Raw genomic sequence first — 22,191 nt, 5'->3', positions numbered from 1 at the left:
CGCCTGAGCTACCGCCAGGCGGTGATCCTGCCGCTGTCGTCCAGGATGTAGAGCGTGCCATTGGCGACGACCGGCGCGAGGCTGACCGGCTGGCCGAGTGACACGAAGGGCACCGCCGCTCCGTCCGCAGGATTGACGCGCATGACCGCCCCTTCGGAGTTGGCGATCCACAACTGCCCCCCGGCCAGGACCGGCCCGGTCCAGAAGATGGGGCCAGTGCGCTTCTCCGCGTTGCGGTAGCGCTGAAGCTGAGTGATCCAGCGGATGCGGCCGTTCCCCCGCGCGATGGCGAGCATCCGCCCGTCGTCGGTCAGCGTGAAGATCCAGTTCCCTGCAATCGCGGGCGTCGAAATCCCCGCGAGGTTCAGTTCCCAGGCGCGTTGCCCGGAGAGCAGGTCGTAGGCCGCCATGCGCCCGCCTTGCCCCAGCGCGAACACGCGTCCGCCCTCGATGATGGGGTCGGCGTCGATGTCGGTCAGCGCGCCGACCTCGGTCGAGATCGAGGTGCGCGCCAGCGCGTCCGACCACAGCACCCGGCCGTTTTCGTAGCGGTAAGCGACGAGTTCGCCCGAGGAGTAACCGGCCACGATCGTGCCCTGAGCCGCCGCGGGAGCAGCCACGCCGAACACGCCCGCCTGCGCCGAGGAGCCGGACTCCTGCCATTCAAGCGCGCCGTTCGCGGCGTTGAGAGCGAGGATCTGGTTGTCCTGCGTCATCACCATGACGAGGTTGAAGGCGACCGTCGGCGAACCGCGCAGCGGCCCGGACGGACGCACCTGCCACAGGAGCGCGCCGGTGGCCGCGTCGAGCGCCATGACCTCGCCGGTTCCGAGCGTGCCGTAGACCCGGCCATCGGCATAGGTCACCCCGCCCCCGAACAGCGCATCCGCGACATTGGCCGCGACCTCGGGGCGAAAGGCCCACACGGCGCCGCCGGTCGCGGCGTCGAAGGCCCGAATCATCCCATCCGTACCGATCGCGAAGAGCCGCCCACCGCCGACGACCGGCGCCGCGGCGAGCCGACGGCGGTTGGTGGCGCCGGCGATCTGCGCCGTCCACGCCTGTGTCGGCGCCGCGGACAAGGCGAGGTGCCCCATGGCCTTGCTCGCATTGCCTCCGGCCTGTCCCCACTCGGCATTTTGCTGCGCCGCGGGCAGCGCCACGGGCGTCGCGGCGAGCGAAGGATCGGCCGTGACCGCATTCTCGATCCGCGACAGGATCGGCACCCGCTCCCCGACGGTGGGCGTCTGCCGGGATTCGGCGCGGCCGAACACACCGCTGTTGCAGCCGCCAAGCACGAGGCCAAGCGCCACGGCGGCAAAGGTGTTCCTGGTCAGCAAGGCGCTCATCACGTTTGATCCGGTTTGCGAAAAGTGGGTCACAGATGCGACTGTCATTCGGCGGCAGGCGCCGCAGCCGCGGGTCCGGCCTCTCCTTGCGGCACGGCACCTTGCTGGCCGATGACTTCGCGCACGTCCTCGATCGTGTCGACGCCGAGCAGGCCCGCCATCTGGCGCGCGCGGGACCGAAGCGACTCAGGCACTGCCGCGTCGCGCGCGATCTGCCCGAACAGCGCACCGGCCTGCTGGGTGTTGCCCTGTTCCAGGAGAGCCATGCCGACGAGCTCGCCGGCACTGCCGAAGAAGGGCTGCCCCGGACGCGCCTGATCGGCGAGCAGGGCAACCACGCGCTGCGGCGGCAGCTGGTCGAACTGGAGGGCCACCTGGCGGATGCGGGCGAGTTGCCGCAATTCGGCCGGAACACTGCCGTCATCGGCGATCGCGGCGAACTCTTCGCCCGCGCGCCGCGCATTGCCGTTCTGCGCCGCAATCCCGGCCGTCAGCATCCGGGCAAGCGCCCGCGCGCCGTCGCTTCCTTCCGCCAGAACGGGTGCCAGCCCCTGTTCCGCCGCGGCGAGATTGCCCGCCTCGACCTGGTCAAGCGCCGTGACCAGCGCCTCGGACCCGCGCTCCCGCTCCTGTTCCTGCCGGTGCTGCCAGAACAGGAAACCGCCGAGAGCGACGAGGGCGAGAAGGATTCCGGCGAGCAGCGGCTTGCCATACCGGCGGCCGAACTCGGCCATCTGGTCCTGTCGATAGGCCTCGTCGATTTCCCGCAGCGCCGCCTCGCTCTCGGCTTCGCGACGCCGACGCAGTTCCTCCGCCCGCGCCGCATCGGGCGACAGCGGCGGCGAGCGCATCGGAATGGACGTTTCAGGAGGCTTGCTCACAATCATCCTCTGCCTGGATCGAGCCGGACGGTCGGGGACGCCTCGCGAGCTGGCGGGCCGGACCGGCAACCGGGCGGACATACTGGCGCAACCGGGCAAGAGCAATGGTCAGCGTGCCGTCGCCTCCTCCGGCCGCGGACGCAGCGCCAGCGCGCTGTCGAACAACCCGCGATAGAACGCACCCAGAGCCCGAAGATCATGCACCTCGCGCGCGCGCTGCTGGTTGTCCACTCCAATGCGCCTTCTCAAGCTCTCGTCACCCGACAAGGCCGCCAATGCGCCCTCGACCCGATCCTGACCGGCCAGAAGCTGCCTGTTGGCGGGGGAGAGCATGTCCGCAGCCCCCGTGCCCTCCAGCGGCAGCACCGGCTTGCCCGCCGCCATGGCCGCGAGCGTCCCCGCGCGCTCCGCCCCGTGGCTTCCGGTCACGAGCACGATGTCGGCCAGCCCCGCCAGCGCGGCGAGCGGCAGGTTCGCCGGCAGCGTGTGGACCCGGTGGATGATGCCGGTCGCATCCGCAGCGTCGGCGACGGCGCGTTCGCCCTGAGAGGCGCCAGCCCGCACGAGGTGCCACTCGCCCGGCATGGCTGCCAGAGCCGAAACCGCCGCGGCACCCGGCGCCGGATCCTGCCCGGCATCGACAAGGACCGCCCACCGCTCGTCCGGACGCTTCACCACACGGGGCAGCGCGTCCGGGCGCGGTCGCTTGGCGAATGCGGCCAGGTCGACGGCGTCGGGCACGAGATGCACGCGGCGAGGCGGCTGATCCCAGTCGGAGAGCGCGCGCTGACGCACAGGCTCGCAATCCACGATCAGCGCCGCCGCGCGGCCAAGGGCAATCCGCCGGTACCAGTTGCGCCGCCGCCTTTGCGCCGTGGTGATCCGGGGCTGGTGGTCCCACTCGTGATGGACGAGCGGGGGCAAGGGGTAGGCTTTCGAGAAGATCGTGCGCGCCATGCCGACGGTCATGGCCGCGAACCCGTGGGTGACGACGAGATCGTGCGTCAACATCTCGCGCGCGAGGCGGTGGAGCGCCCCCGGTTGCCAGCGCGTCTGTTCGGGATAGGGCAGGTCCACCGCGGCAGCGTTGACTCCGGCCTCGGACGCGATCCGCCGGACTTGCTCGGGTTCGCCCCAGAGCGTGTGCTGGAATTCACCGCCGAAGATCCGCAGCAGCTGACTCGTCCGCGTGACCGCAGTCGCCTCCGGACGGGGCAGGACGTGCAGGATCCGCACGGGAGCCTTTCCTCGCGATGGTCGTCCCTGCACCATCAGTCGACCCGCGCCAGCATCGTCGCCAGGGCTGCGCGGACTTCCGGCTCGTCGAGGGTCGGCGCATGCCCGGCGTCCGCCACCTCCACCGTCGCCGCGGCGGGCGCCGCGCCCTGCATGCGCGCAAAGGTGCGCGCGGACAGGAGCGTGGAATGGGCACCGCGGATCAGAAGCAGCGGCCTCGCGCTCAGCCGGGTGAAGGCCGGCCACAGGTCGGGCGGCACGGCAGCCTCCTTGCGACCGTTGCTCTGCAGCGGAGCTGCGATTGCCGGATCGTAGTCGAACACGATGCGCTCGTTGTCGTCCTCCACCATCGTGCGCCGGGCCATGTCCAGCCAGTCCTGTTCAGAGAATGCGGGATGAGCCTGCCCATGCACCTGGCGCAGCGCTTCGGCGGCATCACTCCACGAAAGAAAACTTTCCTGACGGCCGATGTAGCCAAGGATGTGGCGCAGGCCTTCCGGCTCCACCTCCGGACCGATGTCATTCAGCGCGGCCGCCGCCAGCACGTCAGGTTCGGTCGCCGCCGTGACGAGGGTCATCAGCCCCCCCATGCTCGTCCCGATGGCCACATAGCGGTCGATCCCGAGCCGGGTGCGCAGGCGGTCGACGTCCCGCACATACTGTTCGACGGCGTAGGAGGACGGGTCGGTGGCACGCTCGCTCTGGCCGCGGCCGCGCATGTCCGGCACGATGACCTCCCATCCGCTCTCGGCAAGCCACAGGGCGAGGCGGTGGAAGTCGCGCCCGTTGCGGGTCAGGCCGTGCAGGCAGATGACGGGCGGGCGGCCGGGCACGCCTCCGCGAGCGGGGTCGTAGCGCCGATAGTGCAGGCGCAAACCGTCTTGCGTGTTCCAGAATGCGGACCGGAACGCGTGATCCTGAACCGAGATGCGGGCCCTCCTCGAGGATGCGGCGATCAGCGCGGTGTTTGGCGGCTGGCCACGCGGCTTGCAAGTGACCCGAATGGTTTGCATGGCGTTTTCCCATGCACGCCGACGCTCCGCCCGCTCCATACCGCCCATGCCCTGCACTGGCGGAATTGGCGCACTGGATCGGCGATGTTGTCGAACCGGCACAGTTTCCCGCACCGCAGCTGCGCCTGCGCAACGACCTCTGGGCGGCCGAGGTGGGATTGTCCCACCTCGACGACACGGCATGGCTGGATCATTTCGCCGCCTTCCGGCCGCTGCCCGGCAATCTCTCTCGCCCGCTCGCCCTGCGCTATCACGGGCATCAGTTCCGGGTGTACAATCCGGAAATCGGCGACGGCCGCGGTTTCCTGTTTGCGCAGCTGCGCGACCGGGAGGACCGCCTGCTCGACCTCGGCACGAAGGGTTCGGGGCGCACCCCCTATTCGCGCACGGCCGATGGCCGGCTGACCCTGCAAGGCGCGGTCCGCGAATGGCTGGCGACGGAACATCTCCACGCGCTGGGCGTGAACACGTCCAAGACCTTCGCGATCATCGAGACGGGCGAGGCGCTTGAGCGGCATGACGAACCCTCGCCCACGCGCGCCGCGGTGCTCACGCGGCTGAGCCACGGACATATCCGCATCGGAACGTTCCAGCGCCTCTTCGTCCTCGGCGAGACGGAACACCTCGCTGCCCTGGTCGACTATTGCCGACGGCACTTCCCCGGACCTGCCGCACCGGACACCATTCCCGACGCCGCCCTGCCGGCCGTCGAGTTCCTTTATCAGGTGGTGGAGCGGCTGGCCGACCTTGCCGCCAGCTACATGGTGGCCGGTTTCGTGCACGGTGTGCTCAACACCGACAACATGAACGTCACCGGCGAAAGCTTCGATTACGGGCCGTGGCGATTCCTGCCCCGTTGGGAACCGGGCTTCACCGCCGCCTACTTCGATCACGCCGGCCTTTATGCCTTCGGTCGCCAGCCCGAGGCGATCAGCTGGAACTGCGGACAGCTTGCCGTCGCCCTTCAGCCGCTCGCCCCGGCCGCCGCGCTTGTGGCGGTGCTGGAGCAGTTCCAGCCTCTGTACCGCCGGCATCTGGGACGGCGCTGGTGCTGGCGGCTGGGTCATGCCAGCCGCGATGCCGAGGCGGACGAAGCGGTGGTCCGCGCGAGTGTCGCGCACATGATCGAGAGCGGCGAGGCGCCGGACCGTTTTTTCTGGCGCGCCCGGCAGGTCGACACCCGCCCCGACGCAGTGGCCCGCGCGCTCGCCCGCCACGAGGTGCTCGGCACGCCCGACACCCACGCATCCGCGTACGCGGCGGAGCCGCCGATGCTTGTCCACGCAGAGGTCGAGCGGCTTTGGAACGCCATCGCTACACAGGACGACTGGGCGCCGCTGCGCCTCCATGTCGAGCGGACGCGCGCCTTTGGCCGGATGCTCGGTCCCGCGCCGGCTCCGGCCGGACACGTTCCAGCCGGCAAGCCACAAGCAAATCACGGCAGCCCGCACGGGCGGCTGCACACCTCAGGGACAGGACATTGACCGTGGCGGAGGAACTGATCTCGACCGAACCTGCAACCGGAGAGCTGGTCTGGCGCGGACATGCCGGAGACGTGGACGCCGCCGTCGCGTCGGCGCGCAGCGGCTATGCCCGCTGGGTGCGCGAGCCGCTGGGACGCCGCATCGAACTGGTGCGGCAGTTCGCCAACGCGGTGCGCCGGCACGAATCGGAATTCGCGGAGCTGATCGCGCGGGAAACGGGCAAACCGCTGTGGGAGGCGCTGACCGAGGTGCAGTCGGTCGCGGCCAAGGTGGAAATCTCGATCACCGCATACGCCCGCCGGACGGGGCAGACCCGGCTCGACTCGGCGATGAACGGAACCGCGCTCGTGCGGCACAAGCCGCATGGGGTCATGGCGGTGCTCGGCCCCTACAACTTCCCCGCCCATCTGCCGAACGGTCACATCGTGCCCGCGCTGATCGCCGGCAACAGCGTGGTGCTGAAACCGAGCGAGAAGACCCCCGCCGTGGCGGAATTCCTCGTCCGCTGCTACCACGAGGCGGGGATCGGCGCCGATGTGGTGCAGATCGTCCATGGCGGCCCGGAGCAGGGCAAGGCGCTGGTCACTCATGCAGGCGTCGACGGCGTGCTGTTCACCGGATCGGCCCGCGCGGGCGTGGCGATCAACCGTGCGCTGGCGTCCGATCCCGGCAAGATCGTCGCGCTGGAGATGGGCGGAAACAACCCCATCGTGGTCCTGCCCACACCACTGGTTGAGGATGCCGCGACGCTGGTTGTGCAATCAGCCTTCACCACCGCCGGCCAGCGCTGCACGGCGGCGCGGCGGCTGATCGTGCCCGACGCGTTCTTCGACACGCTCGTGCCCGTCGTAAAGGAGCTGACCGACCGGCTGATCGTGGGCGAGCCGCTCGCCGATCCGCAACCCTTTATGGGTCCGGTGATCGACAACGACACGGCCGACCAGCTGAGCGAAAGCTTTCTCACCCTCATCAGCCGCGGCGGCCGGCCGCTGCGCCACATGCGCCGCATCGACCCTGATCTTCCCTTCCTCGAACCCGGCATCCTCGATGCGACCGGCATCGCCGAGCGCCCCGACATCGAACTGTTCGGCCCGTTGCTCCAGGTGATCCGCGTCGCCGACTTCGATGCGGCGATCGCGGAAGCGAATGCCACCCGCTACGGCCTGTCCGCCTCGCTCGTGGGGGGAGCGCCCGAAGACTTCGAGCGCTTCTGGACCGAGATCCGGGCCGGGGTGGTCAACTGGAACAGGCCGACCAGCGGAGCCTCGTCCGCCGCACCGTTCGGCGGGATCGGCTTGTCGGGCAATCACCGTCCCGCCGCCTTCTATGCCGCCGATTATTGCGCCTATCCCGTGGCCAGCAACACGATGGAACAGCCTCGCGCCTCCATCCTTCTCGGCCTGCGGCAAGGCTGATGGCGGCGCGCCTGCGCTTCAACGAAGAAGGGCGCCCTCCCCTGCCTGTTGGCAGTGAGAGGGCGCCCGCACGGAACCGTCGTGGCTCCGTGCCACAGCCGTGGGTGGGCACGACTGAAGAGGAGTGCTGCCGGGTTCAGCGGCAGCGGACGCGGCTGGCGACCTCCTTGCCGAGGATCGCGCCACCAGCGGCGCCGAGCACCGTGCCAAGGGTGCGGTCGCCGTGGCGGTCGATCTCGCGCCCGAGCAGGGCCCCGGCGGCGCCACCGACGATCAGCCCGATGGTGCCGTCGCTGCGGCGGCAGCGCAGGGTGCCGTCGCGGTCGCGCCAGACCTGTGCTTCGCGGTACCGCGCATCGTCATATGCACGCCGCCCGTAATCCTGATTGTGCCGGTGCCGGTGACCGCGGCGATGCTCGGCAACGCTGTCCTCCCAGATGCCGGCCGGTGCGAAGGACGACGCAGTGATGCCCGTGACCAGACCCGTGCCCGTGGTCGCTGCCGTGGCGGGAACGGCCAGACCGGCGCCCAGCAGGGCCAGCGTGGAAGCGGTGAGCGTTTTTGCGAATGTGTTCATTGTCGTCGACCTTTCTTTCCCCGAGCGGCGAATCAGCAATTCGCCTGCTGCGTTCATGTCTAGGCTCTCTATTCTGAACACTATGCAACGCGGCTGTCAGGCTGCGGCAGGATCATCTCTGTGCCGCCGCTGTCTTACGAAATGGTGTGCAGCGAACGATGCGGGCTGACGCTCCGGCGCAGCGGGAACGGGGCGGCCTCCTTGCCGCTCTCGGCGCCTACGCGATCTGGGGGTTTCTGCCCCTGTATCTGCTGCTTGTGGCGACGGTTCCCGCGCTGGAGTTCGTCGGCTGGCGGATTGTTTTCACGGCGCCGGCGTGCCTCGTTCTCGTCGCCGCGCGGCGGCAGATGCCGGCGCTCGCCGCGGCCCTGCGTTCGGCGGGCGTCCTGGCATGGCTTGCGGTGAGTGCCATCCTCATTGCGGTGAACTGGGTGCTGTATGTCTGGGCGGTGCAGCGAGGGCATGTTCTGGCCGCAAGCCTTGGCTACTACATCAACCCGCTGCTCAACGTCCTGCTCGGCACGATCTTCCTCAGGGAACGGCTCAGCAGGCTGCGCTGGGGGGCCGTTGCCCTGGCTGGCACCGGAGTGCTGGTGCTGGCGTGGAGCGCTGCGGGAACGCTGCTCGTCAGCCTCGGTCTGGCGGTCAGTTTCGCGCTCTACGGCCTCGTGCGCAAGCGCGTGCCGGTCGGTTCGGTGCCGGGACTGACCGTCGAGTCCCTCCTGCTGCTGCCGCTTGCCGTGGGGCTGATCCTGCTGAGCACCCGCGCAGGTCACGGGGTTGCGCTCGGGGTCGATCCGGGCCGGGACGCTGCAATCCTTGCCAGCGGTCTCGTCACGGCCGTGCCGCTGCTGCTGTTCGCGACGGCTGCGCGGCGGCTTCCCTACTCGACCCTCGGCTTCGTGCAGTTCCTCGCGCCCAGCATCGTCTTCGTGCTCGGCCTCACCGTGTTCGCCGAGCCGCTCCAACCGGCTCAGGCCATCTGCTTTGCGTTCATCTGGTGCGCCGCGGCACTGTTCATCGCCGACCTCTGGCTGCAGCGCCGGGCAGCGGCGGCTGCCGCCCGCGCGATCACGCCGGCGTGATCCTCCAGCGCAGCGTCTCGCCGGCGTGGAACGGCACCACCGTTTCTTCGGCCACGGCGATCTCGCCGGGCACCTGCTGCGGCTCGCGACGCAGGGTCACGGTGCCGGTGTTGAGCGGCAGCCGGTAGAACAGCGCCCCGGCGACCGAGGCAAAGGTCTCGAGCCGGTCCAGTGCCTGCTCCTCCTCGAACACCGCGGCATAACTCTCCAGCGCCTGCGGCGCGTTGAAGATCCCGGCGCAGCCGCACGCGCTCTCCTTCGTCGCCCGCAGGTGCGGCGCGCTGTCGGTGCCGAGGAAGTATTTCAGCGAACCCGACGTGGCCGCACGGCGCAGGGCGAGGCGGTGCTCCTCCCGCTTGAGCACCGGCAGGCAGTAGGTATGCGGCCGGATGCCCCCGACCAGCATGGCATTGCGGTTGAGGTGGAGGTGCTGCGGCGTGATCGTGGCGGCAAGGTTCGCGGGGCCGTCATCGACAAACTGCACCGCCTGTCGGGTCGTCACATGCTCGAAGATCACGCGCAGGTCCGGCAGCCGGTCCAGCAAAGGCGCGAGCACGCGGTCGATGAACACGGCCTCGCGGTCGAAAATGTCGATCGCCGCATCCGTGACTTCGCCATGAACGCACAGCGGCATCCCGGCTTCGCACATCGCTTCGAGGACCGGCATGATCGCGTGCACGTCGGTGACGCCGCCTGCGGAGTTCGTCGTCGCGTGGGCAGGATAGAGCTTGGCGGCGGCAAACACGCCGTCGCGGTATCCGGCGATCAGATCCCCCGATTGCGTCTCGTCCGTGAGATAGCAGGTCATCAGCGGCGTGAAATCGCTTCCGTCGGGCAGCGCGGCCAGGATGCGGTCGCGATAGGCGCGGGCCGCCGCCGTCGTCGTGACGGGAGGCGAGAGGTTGGGCATGACGATCGCCCGCCCGAACACGCGCGCCGTGTACGGCAGGACATCGCGCAGCACCGGGCCGTCGCGCAGATGGAGGTGCCAGTCGTCGGGCCGGCGAATGGTGAGCTGGTCGCGCAGATCGGTCATGGCTGTTGCCATGGCGCGTTCACGCCTATCTGTCACCCATGGCCGCCACCCGTCTCGCGTCGCGCGCCCTTGTTCTGGTCCGGTCGCAGACCGGCGGCGACGAGGCGCACGCCTTCCTTCAGGACCTGCTCACCAACGATGTTCGCCAGTCACTGCCGGTCTATGCAGGGCTGCTCAGCCCGCAGGGCAAGACGCTGTTCGACATGGTGGTGTGGAAATGGGAGGACGCGCTGGCCCTCGACTGCGAGGCGGCGAGCGCCGATGCCCTCGTCAAGCGGCTGACGCTGTACCGGCTGCGCCGGTCCGTCAGCATCGCGCGCGCGCAGGACGTTGCCGTTCACTGGTCGCCTGAACCCGTGGCAGGCGCCGTGCGCGATCCGCGCCTCGCCGCGCTCGGCTGGCGCTGGCTCGCAGCGGCGGGCGGCGAGGTTGTCGATGGCACCGCCGATGCCGACTGGACCGCGCACCGGATTGCCTGCGGCGTTCCCGAGGGTGCGGCGGAAATGGCGGACATCCTGTGGCTGGAGACCAACGCCGCCGAACTGAACGGCGTGTCGTTCACCAAGGGGTGCTATGTCGGGCAGGAGAACACGGCGCGGATGAACTGGCGGCAGAAGATCAACCGCCGGCTCGCGGTGCTGCCGCTGGAGTTTTCGGACCCTCAGCGACGCCGCATCGTGCACGAGGAGCTTGGCATGGCCGTCGACCACCGAAGGGTGGAGGACCTTGCGGCGCTTCCCATCCCGCAGTGGCAGCGCAATGCGATTCATCCGGACGGCTGAACGCCGTCACTCACCCGCTCCTTGAGGATCAGTTCGGCCCTTCGCCGCACCACGTCTCGCGGGAGCCCGAGCGAGCGGGCCAGCGGCGCCCCGAGCATGGCATCGCCCATCGCCAGCAGCACGAGGTGAAGCGTCTCCTCGTGAATACCCTTGGGGTCGACGTCTCCCGACCCGTCCGTCCCCACGCTGATGTCATCGACAAGCGCATGGATCGTCTCCACGATCGGATCCAGCGCATTTTCGTTTCCGGTCAGCAGCATCCACCCGGCCAGCGCCGCCGCGCCCTCGCCGTCAAAGGCGTCGAAGGTCAGGTCCACCACCGCGCGCGGGCTGCCCAGCCCGGCCCGGCTGTCGCTCACCGCCTGGCGGATGGTGGCGCAGACGGTCTGGGCGAGGTGCGCGGCCAGCGCCGCCTGAAGCCCCGCGGCGGAACCGAAATGGTGCAGCAGATTGGCGTGAGTGCGACCAATGCGGGCGCCGACCGCCTTCAGCGTCACGGCCTGCGGGCCAGCCTCGATCAGCAGGGTCCGTGCTGCGTCGAGTGCCTGCTCTCGCAGGGCACCGGCGTTGAGGCGCTTGCGGCTGTGCATTTCGTACTCTGGCTCCGGCAGCGGAGCGCTTCACGAACGGCGCGTCTGCCGCGCAGGCATCGCGCGCCGCCCGCGCGCCACCGCGCCGCCACCGCGCCGCCAACCGGCGTCACTCAGCGGCGGCGTGCTGCTCGACGGAGACGAACTGACGGCCGAGCCGCCCCTTGTGGAAACGCACCACGCCGTCGGACAGCGCGAACAGCGTGTGATCCTTGCCCATGCCGACATTGCTGCCGGCGTAGAACTTGGTCCCGCGCTGGCGGACGATGATGTTGCCGGCGATCACTTCCTGCGCGCCGAACTTCTTGACGCCCAGCCGCCGGCCTGCCGAGTCGCGGCCGTTGCGCGAGGAGCCGCCTGCTTTCTTGTGTGCCATCCGAACTTATCCTTGAGCCTGATCTGCCGCCGGCGTCGCTTGTTCCGGCTGCGCCTCGCCCTGTGCCGCCTTTGCGGCGGCGGGGTCGTAACGGTCGTCCCCGACGGCAACGATCCGCAGCAGGGTCAGCTGCTGCCGGTGGCCGTTCTTGCGCCGATAGTTGTGCCGGCGCCGCTTCTTGAACACCACGACCTTTTCGCCCTTAGCCTGGGCGATGATCTCGGCCGATACGGTCGTGCTCGCCGCGTCCAGCAACGAATCGCCCTTGCCGGCCAGCAGCACGTCACCAAGGGTGATCGTGTCGCCGGCATTGCCGGCCAGCTTCTCAACGGCGATCTTGTCTCCGGCGGCAACCCGATACTGCTTGCCGCCCGTGCGCACGACTGCGAACATGGTGTACTCACTTCCGATCTGTGGTGTCGCCGCCCCGCCGGGACGGCATGACGCAGCACACCTTCGCGGGTGCGCCCGAAGCCAAGGCCGATAAGCGACCGGGACGGGCAAGTCAACCGACCCGCCGCGTTCTCTGGCGGCTGACAGAACGTAAGCCGGCTGCTAGGCGCAGGCGATGCGTTTCCGCCTCCTCGCGCGCGCCACTGGTGCGCTCCTTGTCCCGCTGCTGGCGCCGCCCTTGCTCGGCGGTTGCGCTCCGGCGCGGACCGACTATCCGTCGCTCGCTCTGCGCCCGGCCGAGCGTCCCGACCATGCGCGCGCCTCGGCGCAGGAGGCGCTGGCGCTCGTCGACACCTCGCCGCTCGATGCCGCGTCGCGCGCGCGCCTCGATGACGCCGTCGCTCGCGCCCGGAGCGCGCACCAGCGTTTCCTTGCCGCTCTGCCGGCGACCCGGCGCGCTGTGGCGGCCGGTGCCCGCGCGGGCATCGACAGCGACGCCTACGCCGCGGCGCAGATTGCCCTGGGAAACCTTCAGACCCTTGGCAGCGGAACCGTGTTCGCGCTGGCCGACATCGACGCGCTGCTGGTCGAGCGCAGCAACGCCATGCAGGGAACAGAGGAAGTCGGCGAGGCCCGCAGCCAGATAACCGCTCTCGTCGCGCAGCAGCGCACGGCGCTTGCACCGCTGGAAACCGCGCTCCGCTGAAACCCCGCCCGGCTGTGGTCAGGGACGAGCCGGCTCGATCGGGAGGTAATGACCGGTCACCCCCGGCGCCTGCTCGAAGAAGCGGCGACAGCGTTCCAGCACGTCGGCGTCGTCTTCCAGAGCGATGCCGTTGACGCGAATGGGCGCAGCCTCGCGTGCCAGCATCCGCATGGCCGCGGCGCGCCATTCGCGGTGTGCGTGCCCCGCCGGTGGGAGGACGATCAGCACGGAATCGAGCGGGGAACCGGCAAGGCGCAGCGTGTCCATCACCTGCGGAACCCATGCCCGGTGAAACGCGCACGCGGCTTCGAGCGCGCCCGTCGGCAGGTCCGTGACGTTGACCACGCGCTGCATCCCTCAGCGCCTCTCGCGCCGCAGGGTCATGCCGATTTTCTCCCCGTTCTCCGCGATGGCCAGCTTCACGATCTTGACCGTCACCGCCGTGATCCGCTCGTCCTGGAAGAACAGCGTTTCGCAGATGTGATCGGCGACTGCTTCGATCAGCTTGAAATGCACGCCCGGCGGGAGGGCCTGCGTCGCGGCGAATTTCAGGTCCATGTAGTTCTTGCTGGCCGAAAGCGGCGTGTCCGGCGCGTAGCGGTGATGGGCCGGCAGCTCCGCGGTGACGGTGATGCGGAGCGGCTGCGGCTTGCCCGTTTCCTCGGAGTAGATGCCGGTGAGCACGTCGACCTCGAGATCGGCGACCTCCAGCGTAAGCGTCTCGGCCATGTCAGTTACTCAATCGTGATTGGACCAGCGCGCGAAGATGGCCGTCGGCAGCAGCCGCCCGTCACCTCCGCTCTCGACAGTGACGAGTTCCCCGTGTTCGACCCGGCCCGGCAGGTCGGCCAGCATCTGCACCAGCAGGGTGCCAAGAGCAAGGCTGCTCATCCGCACGGCGTACACGGTGAGGAACAGGAAGCGGCTGCGCGGGTCGAGCAGCGATCGGCAGTGCTCGAGCAGCACGGGCAGGTCGTTCTCCAGCCGCCAGACCTCTCCGTCCGGTCCCCGTCCGAACTTGGGCGGATCGAGGATGATCCCGTCATACCGCCGCCCTCGACGGCATTCGCGGGCGGCGAATTTCACCGCGTCATCCGTCAGCCAGCGGATCGGCCGGTCTTCCATCCCAGACAGGGCGCAATTCTCGCGCGCCTGCGCCACCGATTTGCGCGATGCATCCACATGCGTCACGGTCCCGTGCCGCGACAGGGCGAGCGAGCCGACGCCCGTGTAGCCGAACAGATTGAGCAACTGCGCATCGTGGCGGCCGGCGAGCTGCTCGCGCATCCACTGCCAGACCGGCGCCATGTCGGGAAAGAACGCCAGGTGACGGAACGGAGTGCAGCGGGCGGTGAACCGCACATCGTCCCACGCCAGCGGCCATCCCGGCGGCGCGGGCGCGCAGGCGAAGGTCCAGCGTCCGCCGCCATCCTCGTCCGAGGCGGGGAGAAACTCGCCATCCGCGCGCCAGTGCGGCAGACGCGGCCGCCACAAGGCCTGCGGCTCGGGCCGGATGAAGCGCAGAGGTCCGTATCGCTCGAGCTTGCGCGAACCGCCGCTGTCCAGCAGTTCGTAGTCGGCCCAGCCTGCCCCCCGCATCAGGAGCGGGGATTCCTCGAGCCACGCCATCACGCCATCTCGCGCGCCGCTCTGCGCACCGCGTCGCGGGTGGCGGCGTAGGTGGCGGGCAGCCGTTCCAGTCGCTCTTCGCGCGCGAACAGGTCGCCGAGCCGCGCCGGCAGCGACGGGCGCGTTCCGGTGGCTCGCTCGACCGTCTGCCGGAACTTGGCCGGGTGGGCAGTTGCCAGCGTCACCACCGGAACCTCGGGCGGGAATGGCTGGCGCCGCGCGGCAGCGAGAGCAATGGCGGTGTGGGGATCAAGCAGCATGCCCGCGTCGGCCCACGCGGCTGCCATCGTGCGGACCATGTCGTCCCCCTCGACGCGCTCGCTGAGGAACAGGGGGCGCAGAAAGGCCTGCTGGTCCTGCGCCAGCGCCACCGATCCGTGCGCCTCGAATTGTTCCATCTGGCCGCGCATCCGCGCTCCGTCACGCCCGGCTCCCTCGAACAGCAACCGTTCGAAATTGGAGCTGACCTGAATGTCCATCGAGGGCGTCGCCGTCTGCTGCACGCGCCGCCGTTCGTAGCGGCCCGTGGCAATTGCGCGGTGCACGATGTCGTTGACGTTCGTTGCCGCGACCAGCCGATGCACCGGCAGTCCCATCCGCGACGCGGCGTAAGCGGAGAAGACGTTGCCGAAATTGCCGGTCGGAACGCTGAACGCGACCGGACGGTCGGGAGCGCCAAGCGCGAGGGCGGCCTGAAAATAGTACACCGACTGCGCCATGATCCGGACCCAGTTGATCGAGTTCACGGCGGTCAGGGTCATCGACGCGCGCAGTTCCTCGTCAGCGAAGAGCTGCTTCACGAGCGCCTGCGCATGGTCGAAGGTGCCCTCGATGGCGAGGTTGTGCACGTTGGGCGCGCGCACCGTCGTCATCTGCCGCCGCTGCACGTCGCTGATCCGGTCGGCGGGATGCAGCATGACAATCGCCACATGGGCAAGACCCGCCACCGCCTCTATGGCCGCAGAGCCGGTGTCGCCGCTCGTGGCGCCGACGATGACGAGAGGCAGGGGATCCGACGCGGTGAGGTGCTCGAGCAGGCGGCCGAGGAACTGCAGCGCAACATCCTTGAACGACAGGGTCGGCCCGCGCGCCAGGTCGAGCACCCAATGCTGCCGGCACAGCTGCGCGAGCGGCGTGACAGCGGGATGGTCGAAGCGGGTGTAGGTGTCCCGGCAGAGCCGCGACAGGTCGGGCGCTGCGACCGCGTCGCCGATCATCGGCCCCATCACTTCCGCCGCGAGGTCGGGGTAATCGAGCCCGCGCATGCGGCGCAGGTGTTCAGGCGTGAACTGTGGCCAGATGCGCGGCATATAGAGGCCGCCGTCGGGTGCGGTCCCGCCGAGGGCGACCGCTGAGAACCCCACCGGGTCGGCGGCGCCCCTCGTGGAGATGTAGTCCATCCGCTGGGCACCTAGCCCGGCCCGCAACGGCGGGCAAGCCGCGCCGACGGCCGGATCAGGAACCGGTGGACCTTCGGCGCAGCGCGAGCACGTAAATGGCGACCGCCACCCCGGCAAAGACGAACCATTGGATCGCATATGCCAGGTGATTGTCCGGCAGATCGGAAGGATCGGGCCGGCGGAGCGGCGACAGCCCCGCGAGCGGCGGATCGGCAACGAGCCGGGGTCCGGGGGCAATCACGCCGGCGACGGAGCCGCCTCTCCAGGACGGCGCCACCGGCTGGTCGGAAAAGCCGAGGTCGACGAGTACGTCCCTTCCGTTGGCGTCACGGCACCGGGCCCGGTGCGCCCATCCCTTGCGCCCGTCCGCGCTCGTCCCGCTGACGGCGCCCGCCGGACTGGCGGAGACGCAGCGCACCTGCGTCCGGCGATAGAGCACCCGCGCGGCGGCGGATGCGGTGTGCGGAAACGCGGCCGGCTGCGCGTCTGTCACGGCTGCCCTGTACTGCGCGATGAGCGCGCGTTTTTCCTCCGCCCGCCCGAGCTGCCAGACACCGAGAGCAATCATGACCGCCACAGCCACGACGACCAGAACGGTCGGCACCAGCGGAACCTGCCTCAGCGTCATGCCTCGTCCGCAGACGTGTGCGCTCCACCCGCGCCGCCGCACAGCCCAAGGGACTTTGGCGCACCTATACCGCACCACGGCCGGTCACCTGCGGCGACACGGGTGAACGCCATGCGCCCCTTCGCAGGCGCGGCGTTCACCCCGGCATTCTCATCCATCAGTGGTAGGGAACGCCGGCGCTGCCCCAGATGTACACGGCGATGAAGAGGAACAGCCAGACAACGTCGACGAAGTGCCAGTACCAGGCCGCCGCCTCGAAGCCGAAATGCTGCCGCGGCGTAAAGTGGCCAAGATAGGCGCGACGCAAGCACACGATGAGGAAGATCGTCCCCACGATGACGTGGAACCCGTGGAAACCCGTCGCCATGTAGAAGGCCGAGCCGTAGGTGTTTTCCCCGAAGGGGAACGGCGCAATGGCGTATTCGTACGCCTGGATCAGCGAAAAGATGACGCCAAGGATGATCGTCGCCCACAGACCCTTCTTCAGGCCGTCGCGATCGCCATGGATCAGCGCATGGTGCGCCCAGGTCACCGTCGTCCCCGAGCACAGCAGGATCAGCGTGTTGAGCAGCGGCAGCTGAAAGGGATTGATGACCGACTCGATGGCGGCCGGCGGGAATCGGCCGCCGATCACATCGGCCAGTTCGCTCGGGAACAGGGCGAAGCTGAACCAGGCCCAGAACCACCCGACGAAGAACATCACCTCCGAAGCGATGAACAGGATCATGCCGTAGCGCATGTGCAGCTGCACCACCGGCGTGTGGTGGCCGGCCTGCGACTCTGCGACAACCTTGGAGAACCAGCCATAGAAGGTCGCGATCAGGCCGGCGATGCCCAGCCCCAGCACGAGCCAGTGGCTCGGCATGTCGTGCATCAGCAGCACGAGCCCGGTCGTGAACGTCAGCGCCGAAAGCGATCCGACAAGCGGCCAGATATCGGGCGGAAGGATGTGGTAGTCGTGATTGGCAGTTCCGGCCATGTGGCTCTTCCTTCTCAGCTCGCCTGCTGGCTCCTTAGTGCGCCGCCCGCGGCCGGTCCAGACGTTCCGGCGGCCGGTTCAAGCGCCTCGTGAAAGGTGTAGCTCAGCGTGATCTGCTCGACATTGCGGGCGTTCTCATCGTCCAGAATGGCGGGATCGACGTAGAACAGCACCGGCATGCGCACCTCCTCGCCGGGCTGCAGGGTCTGCTCGGTGAAGCAGAAGCACTGCACCTTGTGGAAGTACTTGCCCGTGGAGGCGGGCGACACGTTGAACGAGGCCACTCCCGTGATCGGCCGGTCGCCGTCATTGCGGGCCGTGTAGAACGCCAGATCCCGTTCGCCGATCTGGACCCGGTCGGTGATCTGGACGGGGCGGAATGACCACGGGAGGTCACGGGCCGTGCTGGCGTCGAACCGGATGGAGATCGGCCGCGTTCCGGCACTGCGGGCGAAACGTTCCGCGAGCACAGCGTCCGCTTCGCTGGCGATCTGCGTGGTGCCGCCAAAGCCGGTTACCTGGCAGAAGATGCGGTAAAGCGGCACGGCCGCGAAACCCAGCGCAAGCATCGCCAGCGCGATGCCGCCCGCCAGCAGACCGGTGCGGAGGTTGCGACTGGCCTCCATCTCAATCTCCCATGCGCACGATGGTGATGGCGTAGAACAGCACGGCGAAGAACAGCAGCGCGCCGCCCACGACGAGGTTGCGGCTTCGGCGTCGCCGTTGCAGGTCGGCTTCTTCGTCGGGCGTCATTGCAGCAGTCCCGCCCGGGCCAGCAGCGCATCCGCGACCAGCAACGCGAACAGCGCGAACAGATAGAGGATGCTGAAGCCGAACAGCCGCTTCTCCGCCCTCGCCTCTTCGCTGCGCCCGGCAAACACCGGCACCGCCAGCGCGACGAACGCCAGCGACAGGATCAGCGCCGCGGCGCCGTACAGCGCCCCCGCCGCGCCGATGATGAAGGGCGCGAGCGCGATCGGACACAGCAGCACGGCATAGATCAGGATCTGCGCGCGCGTGGCTTTCTCCCCGCGGACGACGGGCATCATCGGAATGCCCGCCTTGGCGTAGTCCGTCTGGGCGAACAGGGCGAGCGCCCAGAAATGCGGCGGCGTCCACATGAAGATGATGGCGAACAGGAGCAGCGGCATGACGGTGATCTCGTTCGTCACCGCCACCCAGCCGATCAGCGGCGGAAACGCCCCGGCCCCGCCACCGATCACGATGTTCTGCGGCGTGCGGGGCTTCAGCCACATGGTGTAGACTACGGCGTAGTACACGATCGACAGGGCGAGCAGCGCCGCCGCCAGCCAGTGGATCGCCAGCCCCATGATGCCGACGGAGGCCACCGCGAGTGCGACGCCGAAGTCGCGCGCGTCGCGCCGCTCGAGCCGCCCGGCCGGCAGCGGCCGCCCCGCGGTCCGCCGCATCAGACGGTCGAGATCGGCTTCCCACCACATGTTGAGGGCGGCGGCGCCTCCGGCTCCCATGGCGATGCACAGGATGGCGGTGAACCCCAGCACCGGATGGAGTGATCCGGGCGCCGCGAGCAGTCCGCACAGGCCCGTGAAGATCACCAGGCTCATCACCCGCGGCTTGGTCAGGGCGAAAAAATCCCGCCAATCGGCCGGTCGGGCGCTCTGCAGAGACGTGGCAGCTGTGATCATCATCCTGTCAGCATGCGCAGTCGGCCCGGCTGCCGGCGGCGGGCCGGACCAACTGCGCCTGCCCTCATGTTCTCGCGGGAGTGGCCACACCGGGATCGCGCGGCATGTGGTCGTGGTAGCTGTGATGATCCTCGATCACCGGCAACGTCTCGAACTGGTGGTAGGGCGGCGGGCTGGACAGGGTCCACTCCAGCGTCGTCGCGCCTTCACCCCAGTAGTTCGCCGGCGCGCGGCGGCCCACCGTGTGCGCGTAGATGATGTTGGCGATGAAGGGGATCAGCGAGGCGGCGATGACCATGTAGCCCACCGACGCGACGTTGTTCCAGTATTGGAAGTAGGTCGGGTAGTCGGGAATGCGCCGCGGCATGCCGTTCATCCCCAGGAAGTGCATGGGGAAGAAGGTGATGTTCACGCCGATGAAGAACATCCAGAAGTGGAGATGCGCCAGAAATTCGCTGTGCATGCGGCCGAACATCTTGCCGTACCAGTAGTACCAGCCCGCAAAGATCGAGAACACGGCCCCCATCGACAGCACGTAGTGGAAGTGCGCAACCACGTAGTAGGTGTCGTGCAGCGCGTCGTCGATCCCGCCATTGGCGAGCACCACGCCGGTCACCCCGCCGATGGTGAACAGGAAGATGAATCCAAGCGCCCATACCATCGGCGACTTGAATTCGAGACTGCCGCCCCACATCGTCGCGATCCAGCTGAAGATCTTCACCCCGGTCGGCACCGCGATGATCATGGTGGCGGCGGTGAAATACATCTTCGTGTTCACGTCGAGGCCGACCGTGTACATGTGGTGCGCCCACACCACGAACCCTATCACGCCGATCGCGACCATGGCGTAGGCCATGCCGAGATAGCCGAAAACCGGCTTGCGGCTGAACGTCGCGACGATCTGGCTGATCATGCCGAAGCCCGGCAGGATCATGATGTACACTTCGGGATGGCCGAAGAACCAGAACAGGTGCTGATAGAGCACCGGGTCGCCGCCACCTGCCGGCTCGAAGAAGGTGGTGCCGAAGTTGCGATCGGTCAGCACCATCGTGATCGCCGCCGCCAGCACCGGCAAGGCGAGCAGCAGCAGGAACGCCGTCACCAGCACCGACCACACGAACAGCGGCATCTTGTGCAGGGTCATGCCCGGCGCGCGCATGTTGAAGATGGTGGTGATGAAGTTGGTTGCGCCCAGGATCGACCCGGCCCCCGCCAGGTGAAGGGCGAAGATGGCGAAGTCCACCGCCGGACCGGGCGAACCGATATCGGTCGACAGGGGCGCATAGAGCGTCCAGCCGGTTCCGGCCCCGAGCGCACCGCTGATGTCACCCGGAACGAAGAGGGAGAACATGAGGCTCATGAAGCCGACGAAGGTGAGCCAGAAGCTCACATTGTTCATGCGCGGAAAGGCCATGTCGGGCGCGCCGATCATCAGCGGCACGAACCAGTTGCCAAAGCCGCCGATCATGGCCGGCATGACCATGAAGAACACCATGATCAGACCGTGCGCGGTGATCAGCACGTTCCACATGTGCAGGTTCGCGCTCAACGACGCTTCGCCGCCCATGAGGCTGACCCACCAGCCGAGATACTGGATCCCCGGATCGGCCAGCTCGGCCCGCATGATGCCTGAAATGGCACCGCCGACCAGCCCGGCGAACACGGCGAACATCAGGTACAGCGTGCCGATGTCCTTGTGGTTCGTCGACATGAACCAGCGGGCGAAGAAACCCGGCTTGTCATCCGCGTGGCTGTGGGCGGGAACATCGCCGTGGGCCTGGAAGGCGTCTGCGGTGGTGGCCATCTCGTCAGTCTTTCACTGCAGGAAAGGAATAAGTTGGAATCACTCTGCGGCGCCGGCAGCGGGCGCGGCCGCCTCCGTGGCGGCAGGAACCGCAGCTGGCTGCGCTCCGGCTTCGGCCTCCGCCTCGTCGCCGAGGGTGCCGCCCTGCGCGCGCACCCAGGCTTCCCACTGCGGCCGCGGCAGCGCCTCGATCGCGATCGGCATGTAGGCGTGGCGCGCGCCGCACAATTCGGAGCACTGCCCGTAATAAATGCCCGGCTCGCGGATGGTCAGCATCCGCTCGTTCAGGCGACCCGGAATGGCGTCGAGCTTGAACCAAAGCGACGGAACGGCGAACGAGTGGATCACATCGGCCGCCGTGGTCTGCAGCCGGATTGGCGTGTTGACCGGCACCACGAGGCGGTTGTCCACCTCAAGATGAGAGGGGAACCCGCGCGCCTGCGCCTCCTCTTCCGGCATCATGTTAGAGATGATCTCGAACTCGCCGTTGTCCATGTAGGTGTAGGTCCAGTACCACTGGTAGCCCGTCGCCTTGATGGTCACCGCGTTTTCCGGCGGCGCCTCGTACTGCTTGGCGAGAAGGCGGATCGAGGGGATGGCGATGACGAGCAGCAGCAGGGCGGGAACGACCGTCCACACCACCTCGATGAGCGTGTTGTGCGTCGTCTTGGACGGCACCGCGTTGCGGCGCCGGTTGTAGCGCACGATGACGATCAGGAGCAGGGCGAGCACGAACAGGGTGATCGCCACGATGATCGGCAGCAGCACCCAGTTGTGCATCCACAGGGCATAGTTCCCAGTGTTTGAATACTGGTCCTGGAAGGTCAGCGCCTTGGCAAAATCCTGCCGCGGATCGGCCGGGACGCCCCGGATCCACTCCGGGCCGAGCGGCTGATACGCGTCCGCCCCGGCGGCTTCCGGCCCGTCCCCGCCACGGATTTCCTGCGGAGCGGTGTCGTTGCCAGGCGTCGCGCCCTGCGGATCGTCAGGCGCGACGTTGGCAGCGGCGTCCGGCGCCGGCGGCGCGAGCGGCGCCGCAACGGTCGGCGAAGGCGACGGCTGCTGCGCCACGGCCGGAGTCATTCCGACACCGGCGATCATCAGCAGCGCGCTGGCCAGAACCGCGAGACGGGGAACACCCGCTGCCGGCCCTTTCGATTG

General features: G+C 68.5%; 25 protein-coding genes. 5 read left to right on the top strand and 20 right to left on the bottom strand.

From position 1 onward, the window contains the following. Nucleotides 1-8: 8 nt before the first annotated feature. The 4 genes from ETO60_RS05350 to ETO60_RS05335 form a co-directional block, all read right to left on the bottom strand. Nucleotides 9-1,349, bottom strand: a complete 1,341-nt coding sequence (locus tag ETO60_RS05350) for an outer membrane protein assembly factor BamB family protein (RefSeq protein ID WP_130003507.1) — start codon at nucleotides 1,347-1,349, stop codon at nucleotides 9-11. A gap of 44 nt (nucleotides 1,350-1,393) precedes the next feature. Continuing rightward, nucleotides 1,394-2,230, bottom strand: a complete 837-nt coding sequence (locus ETO60_RS05345; protein WP_165362124.1) for a tetratricopeptide repeat protein — start codon at nucleotides 2,228-2,230, stop codon at nucleotides 1,394-1,396. A gap of 108 nt (nucleotides 2,231-2,338) precedes the next feature. Then, complete coding sequence (locus ETO60_RS05340) at nucleotides 2,339-3,466, bottom strand: glycosyltransferase (protein ID WP_165362123.1); 1,128 nt, start codon at nucleotides 3,464-3,466, stop codon at nucleotides 2,339-2,341. A gap of 35 nt (nucleotides 3,467-3,501) precedes the next feature. Next, complete coding sequence (locus ETO60_RS05335) at nucleotides 3,502-4,299, bottom strand: alpha/beta hydrolase (RefSeq protein WP_234026344.1); 798 nt, start codon at nucleotides 4,297-4,299, stop codon at nucleotides 3,502-3,504. Between the two features lie 191 nt (nucleotides 4,300-4,490). On the opposite strand from ETO60_RS05335, the gene ETO60_RS05330 reads away from it, so the two are divergent. Both ETO60_RS05330 and astD read left to right on the top strand, forming a co-directional pair. Further along, nucleotides 4,491-5,963 (top strand): protein adenylyltransferase SelO family protein, encoded by a 1,473-nt coding sequence (locus ETO60_RS05330; protein ID WP_130003499.1) that lies wholly within the window; start codon nucleotides 4,491-4,493, stop codon nucleotides 5,961-5,963. Between the two features lie 2 nt (nucleotides 5,964-5,965). After that, nucleotides 5,966-7,378 (top strand): succinylglutamate-semialdehyde dehydrogenase, encoded by a 1,413-nt coding sequence (gene astD / locus ETO60_RS05325; protein WP_130003497.1) that lies wholly within the window; start codon nucleotides 5,966-5,968, stop codon nucleotides 7,376-7,378. 136 nt (nucleotides 7,379-7,514) lie between these two features. On the opposite strand, the gene ETO60_RS11550 is transcribed toward astD, so the two are convergent. Then, nucleotides 7,515-7,955: a glycine zipper 2TM domain-containing protein gene (locus tag ETO60_RS11550; RefSeq protein ID WP_130003495.1), complete on the bottom strand. Its 441-nt coding sequence runs from the start codon at nucleotides 7,953-7,955 to the stop codon at nucleotides 7,515-7,517. A 158-nt stretch (nucleotides 7,956-8,113) separates the two neighbouring features. Between ETO60_RS11550 and rarD the strand changes: the two genes are divergently transcribed. Beyond that, the gene (gene rarD, locus ETO60_RS05315; RefSeq protein ID WP_130003493.1) at nucleotides 8,114-9,040 is read left to right on the top strand and encodes an EamA family transporter RarD; all 927 of its coding nucleotides are present in this window, start codon (nucleotides 8,114-8,116) and stop codon (nucleotides 9,038-9,040) included. On the opposite strand, the gene pyrC is transcribed toward rarD, so the two are convergent. Next, the gene (gene pyrC, locus ETO60_RS05310; RefSeq protein ID WP_130004565.1) at nucleotides 9,027-10,067 is read right to left on the bottom strand and encodes a dihydroorotase; all 1,041 of its coding nucleotides are present in this window, start codon (nucleotides 10,065-10,067) and stop codon (nucleotides 9,027-9,029) included. The two genes, rarD and pyrC, sit on opposite strands and share 14 nt — an antisense overlap. A gap of 47 nt (nucleotides 10,068-10,114) precedes the next feature. On the opposite strand from pyrC, the gene ygfZ reads away from it, so the two are divergent. Continuing rightward, nucleotides 10,115-10,858, top strand: coding sequence for a CAF17-like 4Fe-4S cluster assembly/insertion protein YgfZ (gene ygfZ, locus ETO60_RS05305; protein ID WP_130003491.1), 744 nt, complete (start codon nucleotides 10,115-10,117; stop codon nucleotides 10,856-10,858). Here ygfZ and ETO60_RS05300 read toward each other — a convergent pair. The 3 genes from ETO60_RS05300 to rplU all read right to left on the bottom strand — a co-directional run bounded on the left by ETO60_RS05300 (nucleotide 10,843) and on the right by rplU (nucleotide 12,217). Next, the gene (locus ETO60_RS05300) at nucleotides 10,843-11,448 is read right to left on the bottom strand and encodes a TetR/AcrR family transcriptional regulator (protein ID WP_130003489.1); all 606 of its coding nucleotides are present in this window, start codon (nucleotides 11,446-11,448) and stop codon (nucleotides 10,843-10,845) included. The two genes, ygfZ and ETO60_RS05300, sit on opposite strands and share 16 nt — an antisense overlap. Before the next feature lie 109 nt (nucleotides 11,449-11,557). Continuing rightward, nucleotides 11,558-11,824, bottom strand: coding sequence for a 50S ribosomal protein L27 (gene rpmA / locus ETO60_RS05295; protein ID WP_130003487.1), 267 nt, complete (start codon nucleotides 11,822-11,824; stop codon nucleotides 11,558-11,560). A 6-nt stretch (nucleotides 11,825-11,830) separates the two neighbouring features. After that, entirely contained in the window at nucleotides 11,831-12,217 is a 387-nt protein-coding gene (gene rplU, locus ETO60_RS05290) for a 50S ribosomal protein L21 (RefSeq protein ID WP_130003485.1), read from the bottom strand. 175 nt (nucleotides 12,218-12,392) lie between these two features. Between rplU and ETO60_RS05285 the strand changes: the two genes are divergently transcribed. Continuing rightward, entirely contained in the window at nucleotides 12,393-12,923 is a 531-nt protein-coding gene (locus tag ETO60_RS05285) for a hypothetical protein (RefSeq protein WP_130003483.1), read from the top strand. 18 nt (nucleotides 12,924-12,941) lie between these two features. On the opposite strand, the gene ETO60_RS05280 is transcribed toward ETO60_RS05285, so the two are convergent. From ETO60_RS05280 to coxB, 11 genes are all read right to left on the bottom strand, one after another. Further along, nucleotides 12,942-13,277, bottom strand: coding sequence for a Rossmann fold domain-containing protein (locus tag ETO60_RS05280; protein WP_130003481.1), 336 nt, complete (start codon nucleotides 13,275-13,277; stop codon nucleotides 12,942-12,944). A 3-nt stretch (nucleotides 13,278-13,280) separates the two neighbouring features. Beyond that, a complete protein-coding gene (locus tag ETO60_RS05275; RefSeq protein ID WP_130003479.1) occupies nucleotides 13,281-13,652 on the bottom strand; it encodes a dihydroneopterin aldolase in 372 nt (123 codons plus the stop codon). Nucleotides 13,653-13,661: 9 nt separating this feature from the next. Beyond that, entirely contained in the window at nucleotides 13,662-14,552 is an 891-nt protein-coding gene (locus tag ETO60_RS05270) for a class I SAM-dependent methyltransferase (protein ID WP_130003477.1), read from the bottom strand. After that, the gene (gene thrC / locus ETO60_RS05265) at nucleotides 14,552-15,952 is read right to left on the bottom strand and encodes a threonine synthase (protein ID WP_130003475.1); all 1,401 of its coding nucleotides are present in this window, start codon (nucleotides 15,950-15,952) and stop codon (nucleotides 14,552-14,554) included. The genes ETO60_RS05270 and thrC overlap by 1 nt, the downstream gene beginning before the upstream one ends. Before the next feature lie 55 nt (nucleotides 15,953-16,007). Continuing rightward, nucleotides 16,008-16,580 (bottom strand): SURF1 family protein, encoded by a 573-nt coding sequence (locus tag ETO60_RS05260; protein WP_130003473.1) that lies wholly within the window; start codon nucleotides 16,578-16,580, stop codon nucleotides 16,008-16,010. A gap of 157 nt (nucleotides 16,581-16,737) precedes the next feature. Beyond that, the gene (locus ETO60_RS05255; RefSeq protein ID WP_130003471.1) at nucleotides 16,738-17,559 is read right to left on the bottom strand and encodes a cytochrome c oxidase subunit 3; all 822 of its coding nucleotides are present in this window, start codon (nucleotides 17,557-17,559) and stop codon (nucleotides 16,738-16,740) included. A 14-nt stretch (nucleotides 17,560-17,573) separates the two neighbouring features. Continuing rightward, on the bottom strand, nucleotides 17,574-18,185 hold the full coding sequence (locus ETO60_RS05250; RefSeq protein ID WP_130003469.1) for a cytochrome c oxidase assembly protein: 612 nt from the start codon (nucleotides 18,183-18,185) through the stop codon (nucleotides 17,574-17,576). A gap of 1 nt (nucleotide 18,186) precedes the next feature. Beyond that, nucleotides 18,187-18,312 (bottom strand): hypothetical protein, encoded by a 126-nt coding sequence (locus ETO60_RS11450; protein ID WP_255416990.1) that lies wholly within the window; start codon nucleotides 18,310-18,312, stop codon nucleotides 18,187-18,189. Then, a complete protein-coding gene (locus tag ETO60_RS05245; RefSeq protein WP_130004563.1) occupies nucleotides 18,309-19,226 on the bottom strand; it encodes a heme o synthase in 918 nt (305 codons plus the stop codon). The genes ETO60_RS11450 and ETO60_RS05245 overlap by 4 nt, the downstream gene beginning before the upstream one ends. 64 nt (nucleotides 19,227-19,290) lie before the next feature. Beyond that, nucleotides 19,291-21,030 (bottom strand): cytochrome c oxidase subunit I, encoded by a 1,740-nt coding sequence (ctaD, locus tag ETO60_RS05240; protein ID WP_130003466.1) that lies wholly within the window; start codon nucleotides 21,028-21,030, stop codon nucleotides 19,291-19,293. 39 nt (nucleotides 21,031-21,069) lie between these two features. Further along, nucleotides 21,070-22,131, bottom strand: coding sequence for a cytochrome c oxidase subunit II (coxB, locus tag ETO60_RS05235; RefSeq protein WP_390612683.1), 1,062 nt, complete (start codon nucleotides 22,129-22,131; stop codon nucleotides 21,070-21,072). Nucleotides 22,132-22,191: the final 60 nt, after the last annotated feature.

The organism is Qipengyuania thermophila (assembly GCF_004153605.1).
Classification (GTDB): Bacteria; Pseudomonadota; Alphaproteobacteria; order Sphingomonadales; family Sphingomonadaceae; genus Qipengyuania_B; species Qipengyuania_B thermophila.
This window is presented reverse-complemented; position numbering and strand designations above follow the sequence as displayed.